Origin of the sequence: Subtercola boreus (assembly GCF_003399625.1) — a bacterium.
Lineage (GTDB): Bacteria > Actinomycetota > Actinomycetes > Actinomycetales > Microbacteriaceae > Subtercola > Subtercola boreus_C.
Genome location: NZ_NBXA01000023.1, coordinates 93,468 through 118,548 on the forward strand (window position 1 = coordinate 93,468; position 25,081 = coordinate 118,548).

25 protein-coding genes are annotated in these 25,081 nt (G+C 68.6%); 10 read left to right on the top strand and 15 right to left on the bottom strand.

Features of this window, described 5'->3' with window-relative positions:
• Nucleotides 1-36 precede the first annotated feature (36 nt).
• Complete coding sequence (locus B7R21_RS12440; RefSeq protein ID WP_116283695.1) at nucleotides 37-1,068, bottom strand: 4-hydroxy-3-methylbut-2-enyl diphosphate reductase; 1,032 nt, start codon at nucleotides 1,066-1,068, stop codon at nucleotides 37-39.
• A gap of 57 nt (nucleotides 1,069-1,125) precedes the next feature.
• Here B7R21_RS12440 and xseA point away from each other — a divergent pair, with 57 nt between their 5' ends.
• From xseA to B7R21_RS12470, 6 genes are all read left to right on the top strand, one after another.
• Nucleotides 1,126-2,370: an exodeoxyribonuclease VII large subunit gene (gene xseA / locus B7R21_RS12445; RefSeq protein WP_253259790.1), complete on the top strand. Its 1,245-nt coding sequence runs from the start codon at nucleotides 1,126-1,128 to the stop codon at nucleotides 2,368-2,370.
• A gap of 10 nt (nucleotides 2,371-2,380) precedes the next feature.
• The gene (locus B7R21_RS12450) at nucleotides 2,381-2,620 is read left to right on the top strand and encodes an exodeoxyribonuclease VII small subunit (protein WP_116283576.1); all 240 of its coding nucleotides are present in this window, start codon (nucleotides 2,381-2,383) and stop codon (nucleotides 2,618-2,620) included.
• A gap of 3 nt (nucleotides 2,621-2,623) precedes the next feature.
• Complete coding sequence (locus tag B7R21_RS12455; protein ID WP_116283577.1) at nucleotides 2,624-3,298, top strand: DUF4245 domain-containing protein; 675 nt, start codon at nucleotides 2,624-2,626, stop codon at nucleotides 3,296-3,298.
• A 44-nt stretch (nucleotides 3,299-3,342) separates the two neighbouring features.
• Nucleotides 3,343-3,948: a carbonic anhydrase gene (locus tag B7R21_RS12460; RefSeq protein ID WP_116283696.1), complete on the top strand. Its 606-nt coding sequence runs from the start codon at nucleotides 3,343-3,345 to the stop codon at nucleotides 3,946-3,948.
• A 94-nt stretch (nucleotides 3,949-4,042) separates the two neighbouring features.
• A complete protein-coding gene (locus tag B7R21_RS12465) occupies nucleotides 4,043-5,461 on the top strand; it encodes a class II fumarate hydratase (protein ID WP_116283578.1) in 1,419 nt (472 codons plus the stop codon).
• Nucleotides 5,462-5,483: 22 nt separating this feature from the next.
• Nucleotides 5,484-6,806 carry an FAD-binding protein gene (locus B7R21_RS12470; protein ID WP_116283579.1) on the top strand — a complete coding sequence of 441 codons (1,323 nt, stop codon included), beginning with the start codon at nucleotides 5,484-5,486 and terminating at the stop codon, nucleotides 6,804-6,806.
• A 10-nt stretch (nucleotides 6,807-6,816) separates the two neighbouring features.
• On the opposite strand, the gene B7R21_RS12475 is transcribed toward B7R21_RS12470, so the two are convergent.
• The 4 genes from B7R21_RS12475 to B7R21_RS12490 form a co-directional block, all read right to left on the bottom strand.
• A complete protein-coding gene (locus tag B7R21_RS12475) occupies nucleotides 6,817-7,401 on the bottom strand; it encodes a prepilin peptidase (RefSeq protein WP_116283580.1) in 585 nt (194 codons plus the stop codon).
• 152 nt (nucleotides 7,402-7,553) lie between these two features.
• Nucleotides 7,554-8,891: a PhoH family protein gene (locus tag B7R21_RS12480; protein ID WP_253259791.1), complete on the bottom strand. Its 1,338-nt coding sequence runs from the start codon at nucleotides 8,889-8,891 to the stop codon at nucleotides 7,554-7,556.
• 225 nt (nucleotides 8,892-9,116) lie between these two features.
• Nucleotides 9,117-9,434 (bottom strand): YtxH domain-containing protein, encoded by a 318-nt coding sequence (locus tag B7R21_RS12485; protein ID WP_116283581.1) that lies wholly within the window; start codon nucleotides 9,432-9,434, stop codon nucleotides 9,117-9,119.
• 112 nt (nucleotides 9,435-9,546) lie between these two features.
• The gene (locus B7R21_RS12490) at nucleotides 9,547-10,332 is read right to left on the bottom strand and encodes an isoprenyl transferase (protein WP_116283582.1); all 786 of its coding nucleotides are present in this window, start codon (nucleotides 10,330-10,332) and stop codon (nucleotides 9,547-9,549) included.
• A gap of 70 nt (nucleotides 10,333-10,402) precedes the next feature.
• Between B7R21_RS12490 and trhA the strand changes: the two genes are divergently transcribed.
• The gene (gene trhA / locus B7R21_RS12495; protein WP_116283583.1) at nucleotides 10,403-11,179 is read left to right on the top strand and encodes a PAQR family membrane homeostasis protein TrhA; all 777 of its coding nucleotides are present in this window, start codon (nucleotides 10,403-10,405) and stop codon (nucleotides 11,177-11,179) included.
• A gap of 5 nt (nucleotides 11,180-11,184) precedes the next feature.
• Here trhA and B7R21_RS12500 read toward each other — a convergent pair whose 3' ends face one another.
• Nucleotides 11,185-11,505, bottom strand: a complete 321-nt coding sequence (locus B7R21_RS12500; protein WP_253259792.1) for a hypothetical protein — start codon at nucleotides 11,503-11,505, stop codon at nucleotides 11,185-11,187.
• The gene (gene mca / locus B7R21_RS12505; protein ID WP_116283584.1) at nucleotides 11,502-12,380 is read right to left on the bottom strand and encodes a mycothiol conjugate amidase Mca; all 879 of its coding nucleotides are present in this window, start codon (nucleotides 12,378-12,380) and stop codon (nucleotides 11,502-11,504) included. The genes B7R21_RS12500 and mca overlap by 4 nt, the downstream gene beginning before the upstream one ends.
• Nucleotides 12,381-12,536: 156 nt before the next feature.
• Between mca and B7R21_RS12510 the strand changes: the two genes are divergently transcribed.
• Both B7R21_RS12510 and greA read left to right on the top strand, forming a co-directional pair.
• Nucleotides 12,537-13,013, top strand: a complete 477-nt coding sequence (locus tag B7R21_RS12510) for a DUF4307 domain-containing protein (RefSeq protein WP_216364224.1) — start codon at nucleotides 12,537-12,539, stop codon at nucleotides 13,011-13,013.
• Between the two features lie 28 nt (nucleotides 13,014-13,041).
• Nucleotides 13,042-13,530 (top strand): transcription elongation factor GreA, encoded by a 489-nt coding sequence (gene greA, locus B7R21_RS12515; protein ID WP_116283586.1) that lies wholly within the window; start codon nucleotides 13,042-13,044, stop codon nucleotides 13,528-13,530.
• 179 nt (nucleotides 13,531-13,709) lie between these two features.
• Here the strand turns inward: greA and ilvA are convergent, their stop codons facing one another.
• Nucleotides 13,710-14,972, bottom strand: a complete 1,263-nt coding sequence (gene ilvA / locus B7R21_RS12520; protein WP_116283587.1) for a threonine ammonia-lyase — start codon at nucleotides 14,970-14,972, stop codon at nucleotides 13,710-13,712.
• Nucleotides 14,965-16,188 carry an AI-2E family transporter gene (locus B7R21_RS12525; protein ID WP_116283588.1) on the bottom strand — a complete coding sequence of 408 codons (1,224 nt, stop codon included), beginning with the start codon at nucleotides 16,186-16,188 and terminating at the stop codon, nucleotides 14,965-14,967. Before B7R21_RS12525 ends, ilvA begins: the two co-directional genes overlap by 8 nt.
• 151 nt (nucleotides 16,189-16,339) lie before the next feature.
• Here B7R21_RS12525 and B7R21_RS12530 point away from each other — a divergent pair, with 151 nt between their 5' ends.
• On the top strand, nucleotides 16,340-17,560 hold the full coding sequence (locus B7R21_RS12530) for a winged helix-turn-helix domain-containing protein (protein ID WP_253259793.1): 1,221 nt from the start codon (nucleotides 16,340-16,342) through the stop codon (nucleotides 17,558-17,560).
• A 339-nt stretch (nucleotides 17,561-17,899) separates the two neighbouring features.
• Here the strand turns inward: B7R21_RS12530 and B7R21_RS12535 are convergent, their stop codons facing one another.
• The 6 genes from B7R21_RS12535 to B7R21_RS12560 all read right to left on the bottom strand — a co-directional run bounded on the left by B7R21_RS12535 (nucleotide 17,900) and on the right by B7R21_RS12560 (nucleotide 25,064).
• Nucleotides 17,900-18,775 carry a M48 family metalloprotease gene (locus B7R21_RS12535; RefSeq protein WP_116283590.1) on the bottom strand — a complete coding sequence of 292 codons (876 nt, stop codon included), beginning with the start codon at nucleotides 18,773-18,775 and terminating at the stop codon, nucleotides 17,900-17,902.
• Between the two features lie 22 nt (nucleotides 18,776-18,797).
• Complete coding sequence (locus B7R21_RS12540) at nucleotides 18,798-19,364, bottom strand: LemA family protein (RefSeq protein WP_116283591.1); 567 nt, start codon at nucleotides 19,362-19,364, stop codon at nucleotides 18,798-18,800.
• Nucleotides 19,365-19,460: 96 nt separating this feature from the next.
• Nucleotides 19,461-21,026, bottom strand: a complete 1,566-nt coding sequence (locus B7R21_RS12545) for a glycoside hydrolase family 1 protein (protein ID WP_116283592.1) — start codon at nucleotides 21,024-21,026, stop codon at nucleotides 19,461-19,463.
• Complete coding sequence (locus B7R21_RS12550; protein WP_116283699.1) at nucleotides 21,023-22,396, bottom strand: D-arabinono-1,4-lactone oxidase; 1,374 nt, start codon at nucleotides 22,394-22,396, stop codon at nucleotides 21,023-21,025. The genes B7R21_RS12545 and B7R21_RS12550 overlap by 4 nt, the downstream gene beginning before the upstream one ends.
• Nucleotides 22,397-22,485: 89 nt before the next feature.
• Complete coding sequence (locus B7R21_RS12555) at nucleotides 22,486-23,736, bottom strand: alanine racemase (protein WP_116283593.1); 1,251 nt, start codon at nucleotides 23,734-23,736, stop codon at nucleotides 22,486-22,488.
• Nucleotides 23,736-25,064 carry an MFS transporter gene (locus B7R21_RS12560; RefSeq protein ID WP_116283594.1) on the bottom strand — a complete coding sequence of 443 codons (1,329 nt, stop codon included), beginning with the start codon at nucleotides 25,062-25,064 and terminating at the stop codon, nucleotides 23,736-23,738. Before B7R21_RS12560 ends, B7R21_RS12555 begins: the two co-directional genes overlap by 1 nt.
• Nucleotides 25,065-25,081: the final 17 nt, after the last annotated feature.

A 25,081-nucleotide genomic window follows, 5' to 3' on the forward strand; every position in this document is an offset into this window, starting at 1 on the left:
GTTGACCCCAAGCCTACAAGTCGGCTGCCTCACACCTCAGCTGCGACGGCCGCCGAGTGCCCGCGCATCCTGAGCACCCGACGAGCTCTGGCGGAGCTCTTTCGGCAGTGAGAAGATCAGGTCTTCCTCAGCCGTCTGCACGGTCTCGATGTCGCCGTACCCCGCACCTGCCAGGTCGTCGAGCAGTTCCTGCACGAGAACTTCGGGAACGGATGCCCCGGACGTGACACCGACCGTGTTGACGCCGTCGAGCCACTCCTGCTTGACCTCGTGCGCGTAGTCCACGCGGTACGCCGCCTTGGCACCGTATTCGAGAGCGACCTCGACGAGGCGCACCGAGTTCGACGAGTTCGCGGAACCCACGACGATCACGAGGTCGCTGCCCGCGGCGACCTTCTTGATGGCAACCTGCCGGTTTTGGGTGGCATAGCAGATGTCGTCGCTCGGCGGATCCTGGAGGTTCGGGAACCGGGCCCGCAGGCGCCGCACGGTCTCCATGGTCTCGTCGACGCTGAGGGTCGTCTGCGAGAGCCACACGACGCGGTCGGGGTCGCGGACGACGATGGTGTCTGCCTCGTCGGGGCTGCCGACGAGCGTGGTGTGCTCGGGCGCCTCCCCCGCGGTGCCTTCGACCTCTTCGTGGCCCTCGTGGCCGATCAGCAGGATCTCGAAGTCGTCCCGGGCGAAACGCACGGCTTCGCGGTGGACTTTCGTGACGAGCGGGCAGGTCGCGTCGATGGCCTGGAGGCCCCGGTCGGCCGCACCCTGCACGACGGCCGGCGACACGCCGTGGGCGCTGAAGACGACGTGCGAGCCGGTGGGGACCTCATCCACCTCTTCGACGAAGATCGCGCCCTGCTTCTCAAGGGTCGAGACGACATGCACGTTGTGCACGATCTGCTTGCGCACGTAGACCGGCGCGCCGTAGCGCTCGAGGGCCTTCTCGACGGCGACGACGGCCCGGTCGACCCCGGCGCAGTAGCCCCGGGGAGCAGCGAGCAGCACCCTCTTGGCGCCGATGACGGGGGTATCCTTTAGCCTGTTGCGTACGCCGGGAATTCTCGGCATCGGCAGACTGACGGTTGCGTTGCTCACCTGATGATTCTACGTGCAGGAGGTGTGGGCTTGGCCGTTGCGTTCGATCCGAGCGGTCCCCCGACCCTCGAGAGCCCGTGGCCGGTCTCGGTGTTCTCCGGCAAGATCAAGTCCTACCTCGACCGTCTCGGCACGGCGTGGGTGGAGGGCGAGATCACCCAGTGGGGCGTGAGCGGCGGCAATGTCTACGGCAAGCTGAGAGATCTCACCGAAGATGTCACGATCGGCTTCACGATCTGGTCGTCGGTGAAGGCGAAGCTGCCGGACGATCTCAAACAGGGCGACCGCGTCATCGCCCTGTTCAAACCGAACTACTGGCTGAAGGCCGGAACGCTCTCGATGCAGGTCTTCGAGATGCGGCACGTGGGCCTCGGCGACATGCTGGAGCGCCTGGAGCGCCTCCGCCACCAACTCGCCTCGGAGGGGCTCTTCGACGCGTCGCGCAAGAAGGCACTGCCGTTCCTGCCCCGCACGATCGGGCTCATCACGGGCAAAGACAGCGACGCAGAGAAGGATGTGCTGCGGAACGCGCAGCTGCGCTGGCCCTCCGTGTCGTTCCGGGTCGTTCACACGGCGGTGCAGGGCGACCGCGTGCCCCGGGAGGTCGTGGCGGCTCTCGCCACGCTCGACGCCGATCCTGAGGTCGACGTGATCATCGTGGCGCGCGGCGGCGGCGACTTTCAGAACCTCCTCGGCTTCAGCGACGAGAGCGTGCTGCGCGCTGTGGCGGCGTGCGCGACACCCGTGGTGAGTGCGATCGGGCACGAGGCCGACCGGCCGCTGCTCGACGAGGTGGCAGACCTCCGGGCTTCCACGCCGACCGACGCCGCGAAACGGGTGGTGCCGGATGTCTCGGAGGAGCTCGACCGTGTCGACCAGGCCCGCGCCCGGCTCTCGCTCCGGGTGAGCGCGTTCGTGCGGCACGAGATCGACCGTGTCGAGCAGCTGCGATCGAGGCCGGTCCTGGCCGAATCGTCCTGGATCGTGGATTCGCGGGCAGAAGACCTCACCCGCTACGTGGCTCGCGGGGTGGAGCTGCTGAACCGGGTGCTCGAACGGGCCGGCAACACCACCGGCGAACTGGGAGCGCGACTCCGGGCGCTCTCCCCGCAGAGCACCCTCGACCGCGGGTACGCGATCGTGCAGGGCCCAGGCGGTGGTATCGTGCGGCGGCCATCGGATGCCCTCACCGACTCCTCGCTCACAATCACCCTTGCCGAGGGAACTTTCACAGCCCGCTCCGAGGGCGAGGCCCCGGCCCCCGGTCGCGGATAGGATTGGAGCCATGCCGACTCCCTCCGTTGATTCACGCGACGCTGGTACGAGCGCGCTCAGCTATGAAGAGGCGCGCGACGAACTGGTTCGGGTCGTGAACGAACTCGAGCGCGGAGCATCCACTCTCGAACAGTCGCTGGCACTCTGGGAACGGGGCGAGGCACTTGCGGCCCGCTGCGAGGAATGGCTGATCGGGGCGAAGACCCGGCTCGATGCGGCTCGCGCCACCGCTTCGACGAGGGCCGAGTAGCCCGTGGCCCAGAAACCTCCGCGCGTCGTCGCCGAACTCGGTAGGCCCGAGACATTCGAGGAGACGACCGCTCGAAAGGCCGAGCAGTCGCGCAAATACCGCGCCAACAAGACGATCAACAACCTGTGGCTCTCGCTCATCGTCTGCGTCGCTGTGGTCATCGTGATCGTGCTGCTCGTGCCGCGCGACGACACCTCCCAGCGACAGACGATCGACTACCGTTCGGTGGCGACGAGCGCGCAGGCCGCACTGCCGGTGCCGGTCGCCTCGCCGGAACTGCCGGCGGGCTGGTCGTCGAATGCCGCCGAGATCCGCCGGGGCAACGACGGCGTCGCCTACTGGTACGTCGGGCTGTTGACGCCATCCAACACCTTCGTGGCACTCGCGCAGGGCGTCGATGCGAACGACAGCTGGCTCTCCGACCAGGTGCACGACACGGCTGCTTCGTCGACGATCACGGTCGACGGCATCCAGTGGACCGTGTACGACAACCGCACGACCTCGCAGAACGTGGGGAACGCCGAGTACGCCCTCACCGCCACGGCCGGGCGGAGCACCTACGTGCTCTACGGAACGGCGGACGATGCCGACTTCGAACTCGTCGCCGCCGCACTCTCATCCAACCTCGCAGCCCAGCCGACCGCTGGTGCCGCACCGACGACAGGAGCCGGTTCGTGAGCACGATCGAAGATGCCACCACTCCCGCCGAGACCTGGGGGGAGATGCTCGCCGGCAACGAGCGCTTCATCACGGGCACGCCGCAGCACCCGCGGCAGGATGTCGATCGCCGCAACAGCCTCGCCGCCCAGCAGACCCCGCGCGCGGCGCTCTTCGGCTGCAGCGACTCGAGGCTCGCCGCGGAGATCATCTTCGACCAGGGCCTCGGTGACCTCTTCGTCGTGCGGAACGCCGGGCAGGTCATCTCCGAGTCGGTCGTCGGCAGCCTCGAATACGCGGTGGGTGTGCTGGGCGTACAGCTCATCGTGGTGCTCGGGCATGACGAGTGCGGCGCAGTGAAGGCGGCGATCGACTCGCTGGCTCCGGATGCCGTTCCCCTGCCGATCCACATCGCGAACCTGATCAGCCCGATCATCCCGGCGGTCAGGCGGGTCGCCGGCGAGGCTGCGGCCTCCGGTGCGCCCGAAGGGGTCCCGGTCGACGCGCACGCCGTGGGCAAGTACCACCTCGAGGACACCATCGCCGAGCTGCTCGAGAGCTCGGAGATGATCTCCGAGGCGATCGCCGACGGGCGGCTCGCCATCGTCGGCGCGAACTACCGTCTCTCGGAGGGGCGCGCCGAGCCCGACGTGGTCATCGGCGAGATCTGACCTCTCACTCGCTTCGCTGAGTGATTCGAAAGCTTCCATAACGAAAACCCGCGCGTCCCGATCGGGCCGCGCACCTACCGAAAGGAACCACGAAGTGGTGGAGAACGCAGCCGGCACCGAGTATCGCATCGAGCACGACACGATGGGCGAGGTGCGGGTTCCGGCCAGCGCCCTGTACGGCGCCCAGACGCAGCGCGCGGTCGAGAACTTCCCGGTCTCCGGTGACGTGCTCGAGCCGGCCCAGATCGCGGCCCTCGCCCTCATCAAGAAGGCCGCCGCCCTGGCCAACGCCGAGCTCGGGGTGCTGGAGCGCGGCATCGCCGACGCCATCGCCTCGGCCGCCGACGAGGTCGCCGCAGGCGAGCACGGCGACCAGTTCCCGATCGACATCTACCAGACCGGCAGTGGCACCTCCACGAACATGAACATGAACGAGGTGCTGGCGAGCCTCGCCTCGGAACGCCTCGGATCGAAGGTGCACCCGAACGACCACGTCAACGCCTCGCAGTCGTCGAACGACGTCTTCCCGACCTCTGTTCACGTCGCTGTCACCGCTGCCCTCATCAACGATCTCGTTCCCTCCCTCGCCCACCTCGCCGAAGCCCTCGAGGAGAAGTCGGTGCTGTGGGCGACCGCCGTCAAGTCGGGCCGCACCCACCTGATGGACGCGACGCCGGTCACCCTCGGCCAGGAGTTCGGCGGCTACGCCTCTCAGGTACGCCTCGGAATCGAGCGCGTCGAGGGCACCCTGAAGCACGTCGCCGAGGTTCCGCTCGGCGGCACAGCGGTCGGCACGGGCATCAACACTCCGGCCGGATTCCCCCAGCTGGTCATCCGGCTGCTCGCGTCGGAGACCGGCCTGCCGATCACCGAGGCCCGCGACCACTTCGAGGCGCAGGGCGCCCGCGACTCGCTGGTCGAGGCATCCGGTGCCCTGCGGGTGCTGGCCGTCAGCCTCACCAAGATCTGCAACGACCTGCGCTGGATGGGCTCCGGCCCCAACACCGGCCTCGGTGAGCTGCACATCCCCGATCTCCAGCCCGGATCCTCGATCATGCCCGGAAAAGTCAACCCGGTCATCCCGGAGGCCGTGCTGCAGGTGTGCTCGCGGGTCATCGGCAACGACGCGTCGATCGCCTGGTCGGGTGCGTCGGGCTCGTTCGAGCTGAACGTCGCGATCCCGGTGATGGGCACGGCCCTGCTGGAGTCGATCCGCCTGCTGTCGACGTCGTCGGTGCTTCTGGCCGACAAGACCGTCGCGGGGCTCGAGGCGAACCTCGAGCGCGCCCGGGCTCTGGCCGAATCGTCGCCGTCGATCGTCACGCCGCTGAACCGCATCATCGGGTACGAAGCGGCAGCGAAGATCGCCAAGCACTCCGTGGCGAAGGGCCTCACCGTGCGCGAGGCCGTCATCGATCTCGGCTTCGTCGAGCGCGGCGAGGTCACGCTGGAGCAGCTCGACACAGCGCTCGACGTGCTGTCGATGACGCGTCCGCCCCAGGTCACGGCCTGAACCGGGAACGGGCCAACTGCCGGTGAGCGAGAAGAACTGGGCGGGCAACGTCTCCTACGGAGAGAGGAAGCTCCGCCGGCCCCGCACGCTCGGTGAGCTGCAGGAGCACGTCGCAGACGCTGCTGTGGTGCGCCCGCTCGGCTCGCGGCACTCCTTCAACACGATCGCGGCCACGCCGGGCATCCTGGTCTCGTTCGACCGGTTCACCCCCGTGATGGAGATCGACATGAAGTCGATGACCGTGCGAGTGACGGCGGGAGTCACCTACGGCGTTCTCGGGCAGTACCTGCAGCGACACGGTTTTGCGCTCGCCAACCTGGCGTCGCTGCCGCACATCTCCGTGAGCGGGGCGACGGCGACGGCGACGCACGGCTCCGGCGACCGGAACGGCAACCTCGCGACATCCATCGCCTCGCTGCAGCTGGTGCAGGCGAACGGCTCACTGGTCGATGTCAGCCGGGGCGACGACGATTTCGGCGGATATGCGGTCGGCCTCGGTGCCCTCGGCGTGATCAGCGAGCTGACCCTCGACATCGAACCGACCTTCGACGTGGCCGTCTCCGTGTTCGAGAACCTGGCCTGGAACGATCTCGCTCTTCACCTCGACGAGATCACGTCGGCCGCGTACAGCGTGAGCCTCTTCACGAACTGGGCCAACGACACGGTCGACCAGGTGTGGCTGAAGCAGCGCCGGGGGCGACACGCGTTGCACCGCGGCGCCCAGGGTGGTGCCGGCGAGGGCGCCGAGGGTGACGACAACGACGACAGCGGTGCGGCCGGCCTCGGCGAGCGGTTCTTCGGAACCCGCTCGGCCACCGAGCGTCGCCATCCGCTGCCGGATGTCGCGGCGGAGGCCTGCACGGAGCAGCTCGGTCTTCCGGGTGCGTGGATCGACCGCCTGCCGCACTTCCGGCTCGACTTCACCCCCTCGAAGGGCGACGAGCTGCAGTCGGAGTACCTCATTCCCCGCGAGCACGCGATCGCAGCGTTCGAAGCGCTTCGGGGGCTCGCCCACCGGATCACCCCGCTGCTCTTCATCAGCGAGATCCGCACCGTGGCCGCCGACAACTTCTGGCTCAGCACGGCCTCGGGCCGCGACTCGGTCGCGCTGCACTTCACGTGGAAACCGCTCGGAGCGGAGGTCGAAGCCCTGCTGCCCGACCTCGAAGCTGCCCTCGCCCCGTTCGGCGCGCGCCCGCACTGGGGCAAGGTCTTTACGGCAGGAGTCGCCGAGATCGCACCGCTGTACGACCGTCTGCCCGACTTCACCAGGCTCGCCCAACAGGTCGACCCGGGACAGAAGTTCCACAACGACTTTCTGCGCGCGAAGGTCTTCGGCGCCTGAACCGGGCGAGTCACCCCCAGGGATGCACGATCGCGGCCGTCAGCGCCACCCAGAAGCCGAGGAGCAGGAACGGGCCGAGAGGGATGTCGGGAGCGGGGTGGGCGGTGCGGGGGCCCGCGCGGCGTCGTGCGCGGGCGAGCAGCAGCAACGAGGCCAGGCCGGCCGTCAGGGCCGTGATGCTGCCGGCGAGGGCGTAGAGAGCGAGGCTGGCTCCCGCGACGGGGGCGAGTGCCGCCGCGAGGAGTACCGCGAGCTTCACATCGCCCGACGCGATGGCGCCCGCCGCGCGGAACACCACGAAGACGGTCAGGGTCACGCCCGCGACCAGGGCGGTGACTCCCGGATCGAGACCCGCCCAGAGCGCCGTCGCGGTCGCGGAGGCAGCGACCACCGCGAGGCCGGGCAGCACGATGACGTTCGGCAGGCGGCGGTGGCGCACGTCGAACACCACGAGGAAGGGAGTGGCGGAGGCCACATACAGCACGGGCAGGAGCGCAATGAGCGCAGGCCATGCCAGCGCAGAGGGCAGCAGAGCGTGAAGAGCGTGAAGAGCGTTCAGGGTGAGAGACGGGGCGAGAAGGAGATCGACGGGCATCCGCAGACCGTAGACGAAAGGGCCGGATGCCCGCAGAAGTTATCCACAGGCCACCCGGCCCCCGCTACAGGCTCAGCTCATCCAGGCCGCCGCGCACCGCCCGCAGCCCGCCAGCCGCCAGCCGCCAGCCAGACCACGCCCGCGCGCTCCCACTACAGCTCGTTCGACTCCAGCATCTGCGTCACCAGCGCCGCGATCGCCGAGCGCTCCGAACGCGTCAGAGTGATGTGGCCGAAGAGCGGGTGACCCTTCAATGTCTCGATCACTGACGCGACTCCGTCGTGCCGGCCGACGCGCAGGTTGTCGCGCTGCGCGACATCGTGTGTCAGCACCACGCGGGAGTTCTGGCCGATCCGGGAGAGCACGGTCAACAGAACATTGCGTTCGAGCGACTGCGCCTCATCCACGATCACGAACGCATCGTGGAGCGAACGACCCCGGATGTGCGTCAGCGGCAGCACCTCGAGGATGCCGCGCTCCACCACCTCGTCGAGAACATTCTGCGACACCAGCGAACCCAGCGTGTCGAAGACCGCCTGCGCCCACGGGTTCATCTTCTCGCTGGCGTCGCCCGGCAGGAAGCCGAGCTCCTGACCGCCCACCGCATAGAGCGGCCGGAACACCATGATCTTCTTGTGCTGCTGCTTCTCGAGCACCGCTTCGAGCCCGGCGCAGAGGGCCAGAGCGGACTTCCCCGTACCGGCTCGACCCCCCAGCGAGATGATGCCGACCTCGGGGTCGAGCAGCATGTCGATCGCCACGCGCTGCTCGGCCGAGCGCCCGTGCAGCCCGAACACATCGCGGTCACCGCGCACCAGCTGGAACGAGTGCTTGCCGTTCACACGGCCCAGAGCCGATCCACGGTCCGAATGGATGACCAGCCCGGTGTTGATCGGCATGTCGGACACCAGCGGGGTGTCCATGCCGTCCTGGTCCCAGAGCTTCGACATGTCGGCGGCGCTCAGCGTGATCGAGTCGATGCCCGTCCAGCCGGAATCGACGGCGAGCTCGGCACGATACTCCTCGGCGGCCAGCCCGATCGACGCGGCCTTGACCCGGAGCGGCAGGTCCTTCGACACGACGGTCACGTCGAGCCCGTCGTTCGACAGGTTCAGCGCGACGGCGAGGATGCGCGAGTCGTTGTCCTGCAGTTGCAGGCCCGACGGCAGCACCGACGTGTTCGAGTGGTTCAGTTCGACGCGGAGACTCCCGCCCGCATCCCCGACAGCGATCGGGAAGTCGAGCCGTTCGTGCAGCACGCGGAGCTCATCGAGGTTTCGAAGGGCCTGGCGTGCGAAGTAACCGATCTCCGGGTCGTTCCGTTTGGATTCGAGCTCGGAGATGACCACAACCGGAAGCACCACAGGGTGCTCGGCGAACCGGAAGATCGCCTTCGGGTCGCTCAGCAGTACAGACGTGTCGAGCACATAGGTGCGCTCCGCCGTCTTCTGGCTGGTGGTCTCGGACTTCTTGAGTTTCTGATCGGGCACAAGTACTCCAACCCCGGGCGGCGTTGCTCACCCGGATCTCTTTCCGGCGAAGCGGCCGCCAAGCCTCTCTCAAGACCGTGGCTGGTATCGAAACGTACTTATGTGGCCGCCTCGATCAGGTGCCATACCTGATGCGATCAACCTATGCCGAAGGGGTGCGCCGAAACGAATCGACACACCCCAGCAGACATTAACGTTGTGTTACGGGAGAGGAACCGGACGATGTCAGGAGGTCTTCTTCGCGAGATCGCCAGCCGCATCCTGGGCCTTGTCGGCCACGTCGTCGGCTGCGCCCCGCACCTTGGCCGCCGCATCCTTGATCACACCGGGCGCCGCCTTGGCTGCGTCGGTGAGCTTCTCCTGCACGAGCGGCGCCTTGTCGGCGACGAACTGCTCGGCGTTGTGCACGGCCTTCTGCACCTGCGGCTGATTCCATGCCGCCTCGGCCTTCGACTTGATCTGCTCGTAGCGCCTGCGGCCAGCCGCTGAACCCGCGACGTATCCGGCCCCGAAGCCGATCACCAGCAAGATTTTGCCCTTCATCCGATTTCACCGTTTCTCTTGTCGTGCGCGAATGTGTACACGATCGATGTTCCGGATGTTCGGGCCACGCTTCAAGGGCTTGACCTCTCCCCGCGTCATCCGGTCGACGCGGTCAGCTGCCGAAACGGCGGTTGCGCCGTGAGAAGTCCCGGAGCGCCCGCAGAAAGTCGACCTGCCGGATGTCAGGGCCGAGCGCCTCCATGAAGTAGAACTCACTGTGTGCGCTCTGCCAGAGCATGAAGTCGCTGAGACGCTGTTCGCCAGATGTTCTGATCACGAGATCCGGATCCGGTTGCCCGCCGGTGTACAGGTGCGCACTGATGAGCTCTTCGTCGAGGTTCGCCGCGAGCTCGGCGAGCGAGTGGCCGGCATCCTGGTGCGCCCGGATGATGCTCTGCACGGCATCCGCGATCTCGCTTCGTCCCCCGTACCCGACGGCGAGATTGACGTGGAGTCCCGGATGCCCGGCAGTGCGGTGCTCCGCGTCGGTCAGGGCATCCACCAGCCGGTCGGGGAGGCCCTCGTTGCTGCCGACGTGCTTGATTCGCCAGTCACGGTAGTTCGAGAGTTCTTCTGCCAGTTGGGCGATGATCTCGATCAATTCGGTGAGTTCGGCTTCGCTCCGGCTCGAGAGGTTGTCGGTCGAGAGAAGGTAGAGAGTGACGATGGAGATGCCGAGGTCGTCGCACCACTCGAGGAACTCGCGCACCTTCACGGCCCCCGCCCGGTGGCCGTGCGCGGCCGTCTCGAGCAGGTTCTGCTTGGCCCAGCGTCGATTGCCGTCGATGATCATCGCGACGTGGTGCGGGAGGTTGCCGTCATCCAGCTCCCGGCGGAGCCTCTTCTGGTAGAGCCCGTAGAGCAGGCCTCTCCCCGGGGTGTCCTGCCTGTTTCGCACGAGGTAACGCTACCCTCCGCGCGCCCAAACTCCCAGCGGGTGCCGGGCGCGCCCCGACTAGGGTGGAATCATGCCCGCACAGCCCGATTCGTCGTTGACCGACGACGGTACTCCCCTGCCCCATCTGCCGCTTCTCGACGACGCGGAGGCTCAGGAGGCCGGTGCGGAGGCCGAATCGGTCGCCTCTGCTGCCGCGCCGCCCGCCGAGGTGAAACCCACCTGGCGGGGCTGGATTCACGCCGGAACCTTCCCGGTCGCGATCGCCGCCGGGATCGTGCTGATCGTGCTGGCCGACGGCGCAGCCGCGAAGACGTCCAGCGCCGTGTTCGCCCTCACCTCGCTGCTGCTGTTCGGCAACTCTGCGCTCTACCACCGTTTCAACTGGAAGCCGAAGATCAAGCGGCTGCTCAAACGCATCGACCACGCGAACATCTTCCTGCTGATCGCGGGCACCTACACTCCCCTTGCCGTGCTCGCCCTGCCCCCGGGCAAAGGCACATTCGTGCTGATCGCCGTCTGGGTGGCTGCCGTGCTCGGAATCGGCTTTCGCGTGTTCTGGATCGACGCCCCGCGGTGGCTGTACACCCCGCTCTATGTGCTGATGGGCGGGGCCGCGCTGCTGTTCATCGTCGACATCTTCACAGCCAACGCCGCAACGATGACGCTGGTGCTGGTCGGCGGCCTGGCGTACGTGCTCGGAGCGCTCGCCTACGGGCTCAAGCGGCCGAACCCCGTGCCCGGCGTGTTCGGGTTCCACGAGGTCTTCCACGCTCTCACCCTGGTGGCGTTCGCATGCCACTGGACGGGCATCCTGCTGATCGCGGTCAATCCCCCGTTCAACGGCTGAGCCACCTACTTCTTGGCGTCGAGCCCCTTGGCACCCGGACCGCGATCGGCGGCGGCGCGCGCGGCCTCTTCGGCATCCAGCTTCTCGGCCACCTGGGCACGCATGTTCACGCGGCGAACCCGCCTCGTCATGTCGATGATCAGCAGCACGGCCAGCACCATGACGCCCAGGGTCACGATGAAACCGATCGTTCCGGGGGTCACCGTGTCGGGGTTGAACGCCGGAGCGGTGGTCGGCGTCGGTTCGGGCGTGACTTCGGCCAGCCAGCCGAGAGCGGTCCCGATGGCGGTGTGGATGCCCGCTGAAGCGGACACGACGAGACTCACTTCACCGACCATCCGTCGTCGTCGATGCCTGCGAAGAGGTCGCTCTCGAACTCTCCCTCGCCGGCCTCGAAGAGCGGTACCTTCGAGTCGATGAGCTGGTAGTCCTCGAACGGCCAGGCCTGCTGCTGCAGTTCGTTGGGCCAGAAGAAGAAGGCGCTGTCGGGTGCGACCTGCGAGGCGTGGGCGCGAAGCGCGTTGTCACGGGCGCCGAAGAAGGCTCCCGCGGGAACCTGTGTGGTCGCGAGGTAGGGCGTCTCGTCCATCCACCGCTTCATCTCGGTGAATGAGGCGATCAGCGGGTTCTCGGGGTCGGTCTCGACGAGCAGGTCCCTGATGGCCCGCATGCGCTGCGAGCTGAAGATGCGGTCGTAGTAGAGCTTCGAAACCTGCCAGGCCGGGCCGAGCTCGGGCGCGTACGACGGATCTGCGGCGAGCTCGTAGGCGAGCACCGAGATGTCGTGGCACCGGATGTGGTCGGGGTGCGGGTAGCCACCCTTCTCGTCGTAGGTCAGCAGCACCTGCGGCCTCTGCTCGCGGATGAGGTGCACCAGCGGACGCACGCTGAGCGTGGGATCGATCGCGGCGAACGCGTTCGCGGGCAGAGGCTCGCCGTTCTCGGGGAGCCCGGAATCGGCGTACCCCAGCCAGCGGTGCTCGAACCCGACCGCGGCCTGGGCAGCAGCCATCTCGACGCGGCGGAGACCCGGCATGTCGCGGTCGCCCCACGCACGAAGCTCAAGCCCGTCGTTCAGGATGTCGCCACGCTCGCCGCCCGTGCAACTGACGACCATCACCGCGTCTCCGCGGTCCACGTAGTAGGCATAGGTGGCGGCACCCTTGCTCGATTCGTCGTCGGGATGGGCGTGCACGGCCATGAGACGAAGTACCAGCTGTCTCAACTCCTCAGCTAAGCGAACTACCCTGTAGTCAGGGTCGAAGATTATGCCGGAGAATTCCGACTCGACCAGACTAATCGTTCGGCCCGGGCCTTCATTCCCTCGGGCCGGGTACCCACCAAGGAGAGCTGGCACGTGAGCGAAGACGAGCGGAGCGAAGACGGACCGTTCGCGGCCGCCTCGGAGGCACTGGCTCCCTCCTCGACACGGCCACCAGCATCCACCGTCCGCGGGGAACGCTACGGGGACACGGCGAAATCCCGGGGCCGCGGTCGTCTGATCGCGCTCGCCTTCGGGGCTGCCGTCGTCGTCGTGATCGGCTCGTGGGTCGTCTGGGCGGGGCTCGACAGCTCGCGATCCACAGTCAATGCTCAGGACAAGGGCCATGTCATCGTCAGCAACACCCGCGTCGATGTGACGTTCGACGTGTCGGTCGACCGCGGTATCGCGACCGCCTGCGCCGTGCAGGCCCAGAACGAGCAACATGCCGTCGTCGGCTGGAAAGTCGTCGACATCCCGGCCTCGACAGAGCGCGACCAGGAGGTCACGACCACGGTGCTGACGACCGAGCCCGCCGTCACGGGTTTGATCTACAGCTGCTGGCTCACGTAAAATCATCGCTTTGAGCTAAGGAGTTCGCATGGCGGAGAACGCAGAAGTCAGCTGGCTGACCCAGGAGGCGTACGACCGTCTGGCAAACGAACTCGAATACGCCAGCACGACCGGGCGGCAGGAGATCACCGACAAGATCCAGTCTGCCCGTGAAGAGGGCGATCTCAAGGAGAACAGCGGGTACCACGCCGCCAAAGACGAACAGGGCAAGATCGAGGCGCGCATCCGGTTCCTCACCAACCTGCTGAAGACGGCGCAGGTCAGTGCGGCACCCGAGAGCCACGGCGTCGTGGTTCCCGGAACGGTCATCACGGCGGTCATCGCGGGTGACGAGAGCGTGTTCCTGCTCGGCAGCCGCGAGATCGCGGGCGAGAGCGACCTCGACGTGTACTCCGAGAAGAGCCCGCTCGGCACGGCGATCCTCGGCCTCGCGGTCGGCGACACCACCACCTACGAGGCGCCCAACGGCCGTGCCATCACGGTGAAGGTGACGGCCGTGGAGAACTACACGGGCTGACCCCTCCGCCCCGGCCCCGCCCGCCCCGGAGGCCCTTCGTCATCTCATCGAGTGGGCACTTCCGGCCCCATGTTTCGTGTTTGAGGGCCGGAACTGCCCACTCGAATGTGGCGGCGTGGGTGCCGACAGAGCGGAGCGGAACGGGAGCGGGAGCGGGAGCGGGGCGGGAGCGGGGCGGGTCAGTCGAGTACGAGGCGGGCGTCGTAGCCGGCGTCGCGGAGCTTGGCCACCACCTCGGCACGGTGCTCGGGGCCGCGGGTCTCGATGCTCAGCTCGAGCTCGACCTCGCTGAGCTGCAGGCCCCGCCCGTGCCGCGTGTGCAGCACCTCGATCACGTTGGCGTTCGCCTCCGCCACGATCTCGGCGGTGCGGGCGAGCTGGCCCGGGCGGTCGGGCAGCATGATCTTGAGCTTGAGGTACCGGTCGCTGGCGGCGAGCCCGTGGCTGATCACACGCTGCATGAGCAGGGGGTCGATGTTGCCGCCCGAGAGGATGACGACGGTCGTTCCCGGATCCTCCCCCACCTGGTCGGAGAGGATCGCCGCCACGCCGACCGCGCCGGCCGGCTCGACCACGAGCTTCGCCCGCTCGAGCAGCACGAGGATGGCCCGGGCGATGTCGGCCTCGCTCACCGTCACGATCTCGTCGACGAGCTCGCGGATGATCTCGAAGTTCAGGGCACCGGGCTTCGCCACCGAGATACCGTCGGCGATCGTCGCCGACGTGCGGATCAGCGTGGGCTCCCCCATGGCGAGAGAGGGCGGGTAGGCCGCAGCGTTCGCAGCCTGCACTCCGATGATGCGGATGCTCCGCCCCTCGGCCGCGGCGCGCTGCTTGAGTGCGCTCGCCACCCCCGAGATCAGGCCGCCGCCGCCGATCGGAACGATGACCGTGCGCGCATCCGGAGCCTGCTCGAAGATCTCGAGCCCGAGCGTGCCCTGGCCGACAATGACGTCGGGATGATCGAAGGGAGGGATGAGCACGGCACCGGTCGTCGCGGCGAACTCCGCCGCCGCGGCCAGGGGTTCCTCGACGGTGTGGCCGCGCAGCAGCACATCGGCGCCATAGTCTCTCGTCGCCTGCAGTTTCGGGAGGGCGACGCCGAGCGGCATGAAGATCGTCGCCTTGATGCCGAGTTCTCGGGCCGCGAAAGCGACCCCCTGCGCGTGATTTCCGGCCGAGGCCGCCACGACACCGCGCGCCTTCTCTTCGGGGGTCAGCCGCGACATCCGGTAGTACGCACCACGGATCTTGTAGGAGCCGGTGCGCTGGAGGTTCTCGAGCTTCAGCAGCACCTCGGAGCCCAGCACCTCAGCGAGGTACCGCGAGGTCTCCATCGGGGTGCTCTGGGCGACCTTCGAGACGACGGCCCGCGCGGCCTGGATGTCGGCGAGCAGCGGGACGGCGGAAAGGGTCTGCGAAGGCGCGGGGGTCTCAAGCATCGGGTGTCGGTTCTTTCGGGTCGGGTTTCGCATGCCAGGTTCCGCTCGCTATGTACTTCACCATCACGTTCAGGGTGGCGATGAGTGGCACAGCGAAAAAGGCGCCCGGGATACCTGCGATGATACTTCCCCCCGCTACAGCCAACACGACTGCCAGCGGATGCACCTTGACCGCCGTTCCCATGACAAGCGGTTGCAACACATGGCCTTCGATCTGCTGGACGAGCAGAACGACGCCGAGCATCACGAGGGCGATGACCCAACCGTTGTAGACGAGCGCGATGAAGATGGCGACAGCGCCCGTGAGCACGGCGCCGACGACAGGGATGAACGAGCCCAGGAAGACCAGCACCGCCACCGGCACGGCGAGCGGGACCCCGAGCAGGAAGGCCCCGAGCCCGATTCCGACGGCATCGACGAACGCGACCAGGATCTGCACCTTCACGAAGCTCTGCAGGGTCTGCCACCCGGCCTTGCCCGCCCCGTCGACGCCCGCGCGTGCGCGCTTCGGGAAGACGCGGACCAGCCAGTTCCAGATGCCCTTTCCGTCGATCAGGATGAACAGCGTCGAGAAGAGCACCAGCAGCACGCCGGTCAGCACGTGGGTCAGGGTGGACCCGACGCTCAGCGCCCCGCTGACGAGAGCCGAGCTGTCGTTCTGGATGGCCTGGAACGCCTGCCCGATGTATCCGCTGATCTGGTCGTCACTCAGCTGAAGCGGGCCGGTCTTCAACCAGTCGCGCAGCTCGTTGTAGGAATTTGTGCTCTGCGTCTTCAGATCGGCGTAGCCCGACGAGATCTGCGTGGTGACGAGGAAACCGAGCGCGCCGATCACGATGAAGACGCTGAGGATCGACACGACGATCGCCAGCCACTTCGGCCAGTGGTGGCGTATCAGGAAGTTCTTGAACGGGACCAGGAGCGCACTCAGCACGACGGCGATGAGGAGCGGGATGATCACCAGGGAGAACTGCGACAGCACGAACAGGAGCGCCGCCAGTGCGCCCGCGATGACCAGGAGCCGCCACGCCCACGCGCCGGCGATCTGCATGCCCGGGGGCACCGACCCGGAAGCCGCAGCAGCGGTCGCGGTGGCCTCGGTGACGCTCGCCGCGGACTCTGCGACCTCGTACCGCGCATCGAGCGCGGCGCGGCGCCTCGCGATGAAGCCGACGCGGCGGTGGGGGCGACCGGGGGAAGGGGCTGTGCCTGACATTTCCCCATTCTAGGAGTCCGGCGCGGGAGCGGTATCCGTCGGGACACAGGTTGTGGATGGATGTCGCGGGCTTGCTCCCTGGGGACGAGAAGTGGTATCCGTCCACTCCGGTGTCGGAGGTCGGCGCTAGGGTCGGAGGGTGGTTGATTCGATGTCTGCAGCGCTCGCCCGGCGCGTCGCCCTCGCCGCTCAGGGGTTCGGGGCTCTGCGCCCGGTCGGCGCCGCGACGCCGGGCCTCCGACAGCTCACACCGCTGGTGTCGAAGCTCGCGCTGCTGCAGATCGACTCCGTGAACGTGTTCGAACGGAGCCACTACCTGCCCGTCTTCGCCCGCACCGGCGCCTACGACAAGGCGCAGCTCGACCGGCTCACCTACGGCCCGCGGATGGTCGAGTACTGGGCGCACGTGGCTTCGTTCATCCCGGTCACGACACTCCCCCTCCTCCAGTGGCGCATGGACGACTACCGTTCACGCGCAAGCACCGGTGCAGACACCTGGGCGGCCGCCAACCCGCAGATGATCGACTGGCTGCAGGGCGAGCTGGCCGAGAAGGGGCCGATGACGGCCAGCGCCTTCGAGCACGAGAGCAACAGGCGGAACGGCCCGTGGTGGGGCTGGTCGGATGTGAAGATCGGCCTCGAGACGCTGTTCCGCTGGGGTGACGTGGTCTCCGCGGGGCGCACCCGCTTCGAGCGCCTCTACGCCCTGCCGGCGCAGGCGTTGCCGGCGGCGGTGGTCTCAGCGATGCAGGAGGCCCCGCTACGCCGGTCGGAGGCGGCGCGTGAACTCGTGTCCCAGTCGGCCCGCGCGCTGGGGGTGTCGACGCTCGGTGACATCGCCGACTACTTCCGGCTGAAGACCGTGGATGCGCTGCCCGCCGTGCGCGCTCTCGAGGAGTCAGGCGAACTGCTGCCCGTCGCCGTGGACGGTTGGAACCGTGCCGCCTGGCTGCACCGCGATGCCCGGCTGCCCCGCCGGATGGATGCAGCGGCCATCCTGTCGCCGTTCGACCCCGTCGTCTGGCGCCGCGAACGGGCTGAGCGGCTGTTCGACTTCCACTACCGCATCGAGATCTACACGCCGCAGCCCAAGCGCATCTTCGGCTACTACGTGCTGCCCGTGCTGATCGACGACCGGATCGTCGGCCGCGTCGACCTGAAGAGCGACCGGCAGGCCGGCCTCCTCCGTGTGCAGTCCGCGTGGATCGAGCCGTGGGTCTCGCCGGCGGTGTTCCCGACGATCGCGGCACGCCTCGCCGCCGTGCTCCGCACCACCGCCGCGTGGCAGGGCCTCAGCGAGGTCACCGTCATGCCCACCGGCACCTTCGCCGCCCCCCTCGCGGCGGAACTCGCCCTCCCGCCGGCCCCCTGACGCCCGCGCCCTCGCCGCCCCTGACGGCCGCGCCCTGCCGCCCCCGCCCCCGCGCCCTCCCGCCGGCCCCGGACGTCCGGACGCCCGCCGGCGCCCGGACGCCCGCCGGGCCGAATCGAGTGGGCAGTTCGGGCCCCCTGCTGGCGATCATGGGGCCCGAACTGCCCACTCGATTGAGAGTCAGGGTGCGAGCGCGGGAACGGGGCGGGCACCGCGGCGCGCGGGGGCGGGCAACGCCACGCGCGCCGACCACCCCCCGAGCTCCTACGGTGCCGCCCGCGAGAACGCGGAGCCACACCCCGAGCTCCTACGGTGCCGCCCGCAGGGCGGACCATAAACTCAGAAGCTGCCGCCCATCTTCTCGAGGCGCGCAACGCGCTCGGGGATCGGCGGGTGGGTCGCGAAGAGCTTGTTCATGAGACCGGGCTTCAGGGGGTCCGCGATCCACATGTGCGCCATCGAGGTGGACTGCCGCGCCATCGGCCGGCCGTAGTTCTCGAGCTTCACGAGCGCGCTGGCGAGGGCATCGGGGTGGCGGGTCGTCATCGCACTCGTCGCGTCGGCCAGGTATTCGCGCTGGCGGGAGACCGCGAGCTGCACGACAGTCGCGACGAGCGGCGCGATCACGGCGGCGACGAGCCCGAGGATCAGCAGCACCGGGTTCGAGTTGTTGCTGTTGCCACGGCCGAAGAAGGCCATGCGGAGGAAGAAGTCGGCGATGATGCCCACTGCCACGACCAGCCCGTAGACGATCAGCGACACCCGGATGTCGTAGTTCTTCACATGCCCGAGCTCGTGCGCCATGACACCCTCGAGCTCGGCGTCGGTCATGATGTCGAGCAGCCCCGTGGTCACCGCGACCACCGCGTGGGCGGGATCCCGGCCGGTCGCGAAGGCGTTGGGGGCGGAGTCGTTGACGATGTAGACCCGGGGCATGGCCATGCCGGTCGTGATCGACAGGTTCTCGACGATGCGCCAGAGCCGGGGGTTGTCGGCCTTCTGGATCTCGACCGCCCCGCTCGAGATGACGGCCTGCGAGGCCGCGAAGAAGTACTGCACGATCGCGAACCCGACGGCGAAGACCAGGATGACGATCGTCAGCGACAGGTTGTTGTAGAGGAAGCCGGCCAGGTAGCCGAGGCCGCCGATGATGAGGATGAACAGAACGAGGATGATGACCGTGTTGCGCTTGTTCTGCGCGATCGCCTTGTACAAAGAAACCCGGGGGGAGGAGGGGTTAGAACTGCACGCGCGGCGGCTCGGCGATCGCCGCGAGGTCGGACACCTCGAAGAAGTCGCGCGAGCCGAAACCGAGTCGTTTGGCGAACACGTTGTTCGGGAAGACCTTCACCTTGGTGTTGAGCTCGCGCACACCACCGTTGTAGAAGCGGCGGGACGCCTGCACCTTGTCTTCGGTGTCGACCAGTTCGGCCTGCAACTGCAGGAAGTTCTGCGACGCCTGGAGCTGCGGGTAAGCCTCGGCCACCGCGAAGATGCTCTTCAGCGCGGTCTGCATGTGGTTCTCGGCAGCGGATGCCTCGGCAGGCCCCTGTGCGCTGAGCGTCTCGGCGCGGGCCTGGGTGACGGCCTCGAAGACGCCCTTCTCGTGCGCCGCATAGCCCTTCACCGATTCGATGAGGTTCGGCAGCAGGTCGGCCCGCCTCTTCAGCTGCACCGTGATGTCGCTCCACGCTTCGTCGACGCGCACGTTCAGCGTGACGAGCGAGTTGTAGGTCGCCCACAGGTAGATGCCGACGATGACGACGAGCACGACAACGATGATCAGGGGGATGAGCCATTCCATGACCCCCACTATAACGACTGAGGGCTTCTCATACAGCGAGCGCGAGGCAAGCTCCCAGCGACAGTGCGATCAGAAAGAAGAGGCGGATCGAGCGCCTCACGAACGCGCCTCGAGCACCCGCTGCAACCACCCGTACGATTCCTTCGGGGTGCGATCCCGCGTGTTCGCATCGACATGCACGAGCCCGTACCGCTGGCTGTAGCCGGCCGTCCACTCGAACCCGTCGAGCAGCGAACGGATGTGGAACCCGGCCAGCGTCACCCCCGGTGCGACCCCGGATGCCCCCACCGCATCGAGCGCAGCGACGACCTGGGCCGTGAAGTGGTCGATCCGTCGGGCATCGTGGATGCGGGCGTCGCCGGTGGCGGCATCCAGAACGACCCTGTCGGGAGCCCCGAACCCACCCCCGCTGACGTGCACGGGCGGCAGCGCATCGCCGTACTCGGCACCGAGTTCGGCGAGCGCCACCCCGAGGAACTCCGGCGCGTCGGGCAGGCCCGACGGGGTGCGCTCGAACTCCGGCCACGGCGCGAAGCGGAACGGCAGCGACGAGAGCGCCGACGCCTCCCCGTCGGCGGCAGCCACGCCGAGGCCGCCCGCGGCGACACGGGTCGGGGCGCTGTAACTGATGCCGTAGAAGTCGAGAGGCTGCCGGATGATCGCCAGATCGCTTTCCGACGCTTCGACCATTGGCCGCAGCAGCCGGCTGAACTCATCGGCCACCGACGGGTACCTTCCGAGCAGCACCGCGTCGCCGAACATCCGGTTCTGCACCGTGTTCCAGAGCGCGGTGAACTGCGCATCGTCGTCGGAACCCGTCTGCGGCGACGTCGGCGAGTAGGCGTTCACGATGCCGATCCCACCCGTCACGGGCGCCGCACGGAGCGCCTCGACGGCGATACCGTGCCCCAGAAGCAGGTGGTGTCCGACGGGCAGCGCGTCGAAGAGCAGAGTGGATCCCGGTGCATGCCGCCCGAACGCGTACCCCTCGAGCATCACCGTGGCCGGCTCGTGCAGGGTCACCCAGCGGTCGACACGATCGCCGAACTGCTCCCCCACCGCGTAGGCGTAGTCGCCGAAACGGTGCGCGGTGTCGCGCTTCAGCCAGCCGCCGCTGAGCGCCGAGGGGGTGTCCCAGTGAAAGAGCGTCGCCGTCGGGCGGATGCCTGCGGCCAGCAGCTCGTCGAGCAGGCGGTCGTAGAACGCCACACCGTCACGGTTCAGCGCGCCGGAACCCTGCGGCTGCAGGCGCGGCCAGGCGAACGAGAACGAGTACGACTCCGCCCCGAGCGTCGCCAGCAGCTCGACGTCTTCGGACACCCGGTGGTAGTGGTCGGCAGCGATGTCGGCTGTGGCCCCGCCCTCGATGCGGCCGCGCTGGTGACTGAAGTCGTCCCAGACGGAGGGCTCCCTGCCGCCGTCGTGAGCGCCGCCCTCGACCTGGAACGCACTGGAGGCGACCCCCAGCACGAAACCCGCCGGGAGCCTGGTGGCGAAGGCCTCCGCCTCGCCCTGGGCGGTGTCCCGGGCATCCACCCGACGCCTGCCCGCCGCGGTTGCACGCCCGGCCGAGCCGCTTCCGGAGGGCCCGGCACTGGATGACCGGGGGCCACTCGAACCGATCGCGCCGCTTCCGCCACCCGACCCGCCGCCGCGCCTCATGCGCCGAGCACGCGGTCGAGGTAGGCGTTCGTGAACAGCCGCGCCGGGTCGAGCCTGTCGCGGAGCGCCACAAAGTCGTCGAAGCGCGGATACAGCTCCCGCAGGTGCTCGGCACCCCGAGTGTGCAGCTTGCCCCAGTGCGGTCGGCCGGCGTGTGCCGTCATGATCTCCTCGACCGCTTCGAAGTACTTCTCGTGACGTTCACGGAAGAAGCGGTGCACTGCAATGTATCCCGTCGCGCGTCCGCTCGCGGTCGACAGCCACAGGTTGTCGGCTGCGGCGAAACGCACCTCGACCGGGAACGAGACGCGCCAGCCCCGGCGCTCTATCAGCGCGTCGATCTCGCGGAGCACCGCGGGCACCGCTGCGGCCGGCAGCGCGTACTCCATCTCGCGGAACCGCACCGTGCGCCTCGAGGCGAACACCCGCGGCGAGTGATCCGCGAACTCGCGGGTGCCGGTGAGTCTTTCGGCGACCCTGTTGATGTGCGGGATGACCGGGGGCACGATCCGCCCGAGCGAACAGGTGAGTCGGAAGAGCTGGTTCGACACGAGCCAGTCGTCCACGAGGCGCCGCGCGGGTGTGAGCGGGGCGCGCGGTGCTGTGCCGGGCAGGCGGGTGTTCGTCTTCGTGAGGGCCGTCTGCGTGTGCGGGAACCAGTAGAACTCGAAGTGGTCGGATGTCGCCACCCGGGCCTCGAGCGTCTCCAGCACCTCCCGCAGCGGTTCCGCACGCTCCACGGCATGCAGAACGAATGCCGGCACGCACTGCAGCGTCACGGAGACGAGGATGCCGAGGGCGCCGAGCCCGAGCGCGACGGCGGGGAGCAGCTCGGCGTTCTCCGTGCCGTTCCCGGCGTCGCTCGAGATACCACCTACCGTGTCGCCGACCCGCAGGAGCTCGCCCGTGCCCGTCACGAGCTCGGCTCCGACGACCTGGGCAGCGATGCCGCCGAAGCGGGCCCCTGTGCCGTGGGTGCCGGTGGAGATCGCTCCGCTGATGCTCTGCCGGTCGATGTCGCCCATGTTCGCCAGGGCGAGGCCGTAGGGCCGGAGCATCCGGGGCAGGTCGAAGAGACGCGTGCCGGCGCCGAGCGTGACACGGCCGCGCGCTTCGTCGACGGCCAGCACGCCACTGAGGGCGGAGAGGTCGAGCTGCACCCCTGTTGCGACGGCGATGCCCGTGAAACTGTGGCCGGCGCCGACGGCCTTGATCCGGATGCCCGCCCGGGCGGCCGCGGCGACGGCCCGTTGCACGGCTTGGGCGGTCGCGGGCCGTTCGACGCGTGCCGGACGCACGGCCTCCGTACGGCCCCAGTTCTGCCAGACGGCACCGGTGACGGCGGCGCCGCCGTCGGCTCCGAGGCCCACGCCGACCCCGACTCGCGGCCGCCTGGCGCGGCGTGGGCCGGCAGCCCGCGGGGCGCTGGTGGCCGCGGGCACGTTCGGATCGATCTCGCTCACAGGAACGCCTTACCCTCGCCGCGGTAGGTCGGCACAGCCGCCACCACCTCATCGCCCGACACCACATGGAACTCGTTCACGTGCTCCGACAGCTCCCCCGACTTCGTGTGCCGGAGCCACACCCTGTCCCCCGCCGCGAGCGCAGCCGCAGCCCGGCCCGACAGCGGTGTCTGCACCTCACCCGCCATCTCGCGCGGCTGCATCGACAGAGCCTCCGGCCAGACGATCTCGGGGAGACGGTCGGATTGCGCGGGGCCGGAGGCGATCCAGCCACCGCCCAGCAGCGTCGCCATCTGCGGCGTGGGCTTTCGCACGACCGAGAGCGCGAACGCGGCCGCCGGCGCCGGGCGGAAGCGCGAATACGTGTCGAAGAGATGCCCACCGAACAGCCCGCTGCCCGCCGCGACCTCGGTGACGGATGCATCGGCCGAAGTCGATTCGAGCGAACCGGTGCCGCCGCCGTTCACGAATTCGAGGTCGGCCACCTCACGCACGGCCTCGACGACCGCGCCGCGGCGGTCGGCGATCTCGGCGATGGAACGGTGCTGCATCCAGTCGAGCACGCGTGCGCGAGCCGGATTGCCACGCGGGCGATTGCCGACGCCCGCGATCTGCGCCTCGTAGCCCATCAACCCGACGAGGTCGAAGCCGGGCCGCGCGGCGATGTGCTGCGCGAGCACGCGCGCCTGGCCGGCCGTGAAGACCGGCGAGCGCCATACCCCCACGTGCCCGAGGGCGCGGGTGACGAACGACGAGTCGAGTTCGATCGAGAGTCGGATGCTCGCCCTCCCCCGCGGCGGAACAACAGCGTCGATCAGGTCGAGGTGCTCCACGGAGTCGACCATCAGCGTGACGCGGGAAGCGAGCCGCTCGTCGGCGGCGAGCTGCCGGATCGCCGCACGATCGGCGGTCGGGTACCCCACCACCACGTCGTCGATGGTCTCGGCGAGCCAGAGCGCCTCGGGCAGCGTGTACCCCAGCACCCCCGCATAGCCCGGGAGCGCGAGCACAGCATCGAGCACGGCACGCACCCGCACGGATTTGCTGGCGACGCGGATCGGCTTGCCCGCCGCCCGGTCGATCATCGCGAAAGCGTTGTGCGCGAGTGCACCGAGGTCGAGCGCGGCGAGCGGCGGGTCGAGGTGCGCGGTGGCCCGGGTCAGGCGCGGCCAGTGTTCGGCGGGATCGTGCCACAACGGGGCTCCCGCCGGGGGCCTGGCGAGACTGAACAGGGGCCGGTCATCCATCAACGGACGCTCCTCACTCGGGCGACGGCCACGGATCCGGCAGCCGCGAACAGGGCGGCCAGCACGAAGAGCGCCATGAATCCGCCGGTCATCGCCACGACGAGCGCTCCGAGCAGCGGCGCCATCGCCTGCGGAACCGCGGTCGCGATGTTCATGATGCCGAGGTCCTTGCCCCGCGCGGCCGGATCCGGCAGCACCTGGGTGGCGAGTGCCTGGTCGACAGAGAGGAAGCAGCCGTAGCCGAGGCCGAGGAGCCCTGCCGCGACCATGGCCGCTGGGAGGTTCGGCACGAACGCCAGCAGCAGGGCGGCGAGCGCCTGCAGCACCGAGGCTGTGAAGACGAAGGCCCGCCGGCGCTCCAGGCGGTCGGAGAGCGCCCCGGCCCCGAGGGAGGCGAGGATGACGAACACCATGTAGATGAGCGTCAGAACGATCAGATCGGTCTCCGCCGACTCGTCGTGCAGACCGTAGGTGAGAAAGTACAGCAGCAGCGCCGTTCCGAGGGCGTTGCCGGTGTTCACCAGCACCCGGCCGAGGAGCGTGAACCCGAAGTCGGGGTGACGCGTGGGGCTGATCCAGAAGCCGTTGAAGAAGCTGCGCACGCCGAAGGGCGCTCGGGCGGAACGCGCGAGCACCGCATCCGGAGCCCACAGGCAGAACGGCAGCACGAGCAGCACCAACAGCACGGCAACGGCCAGGTAGCCGGCGAACTGCGCCGTGAAGAGGGTCGTCACCAGAATGAGGCCGAGGATCGTTCCGATCGCCTGCGGGGCGGCCAGCCAGCCCGACACCACTCCGCGCTGGGACGTCGGCACCCGGTCGGAGATGGTGGCCGTGAGCGCGGCGGTGAGCACGCAGAAACCGGTGATGGCGAGAACCCAGAAGATGCCGACCCCGACAAGCGTGCTCTGGGCCCCGAGCAGTGCCAGCGACGACCCGAAGACCAGGGTTCCGACGACCATCCAGGGGCGGCGGCGACCGAAGCGCGAGGTGGTGCGATCGGAGAGGGCGCCGGTGAGCGGGAACGCGATGAGCGCTGCGACACCCGCAAGGCCCGAGATGACGCCGAACGCGAGCACGCTGGCGATCCAGTCCGTGGAGGCGGCCGCGGCTGAGGCAGAGCCGCTCTGCAGGCTCTCGATCTGCAGGGGCAACAGCAGTTGGATCGGGGTGAGCTGGGCCATCCAGATGCCGAGCCAGGCGGCGGCGAACAGTGCGATCCAGCCGCCGCCGACCCGGATCCGGGGCTCTGCGAAGGCTTCGGGGGTACCCGCAGGCACCGCGGGGGCGTCGCGCGCGTCATGCGGCCGAGGGGTCTCACGCGACATCCGGCTACCGTCCATCC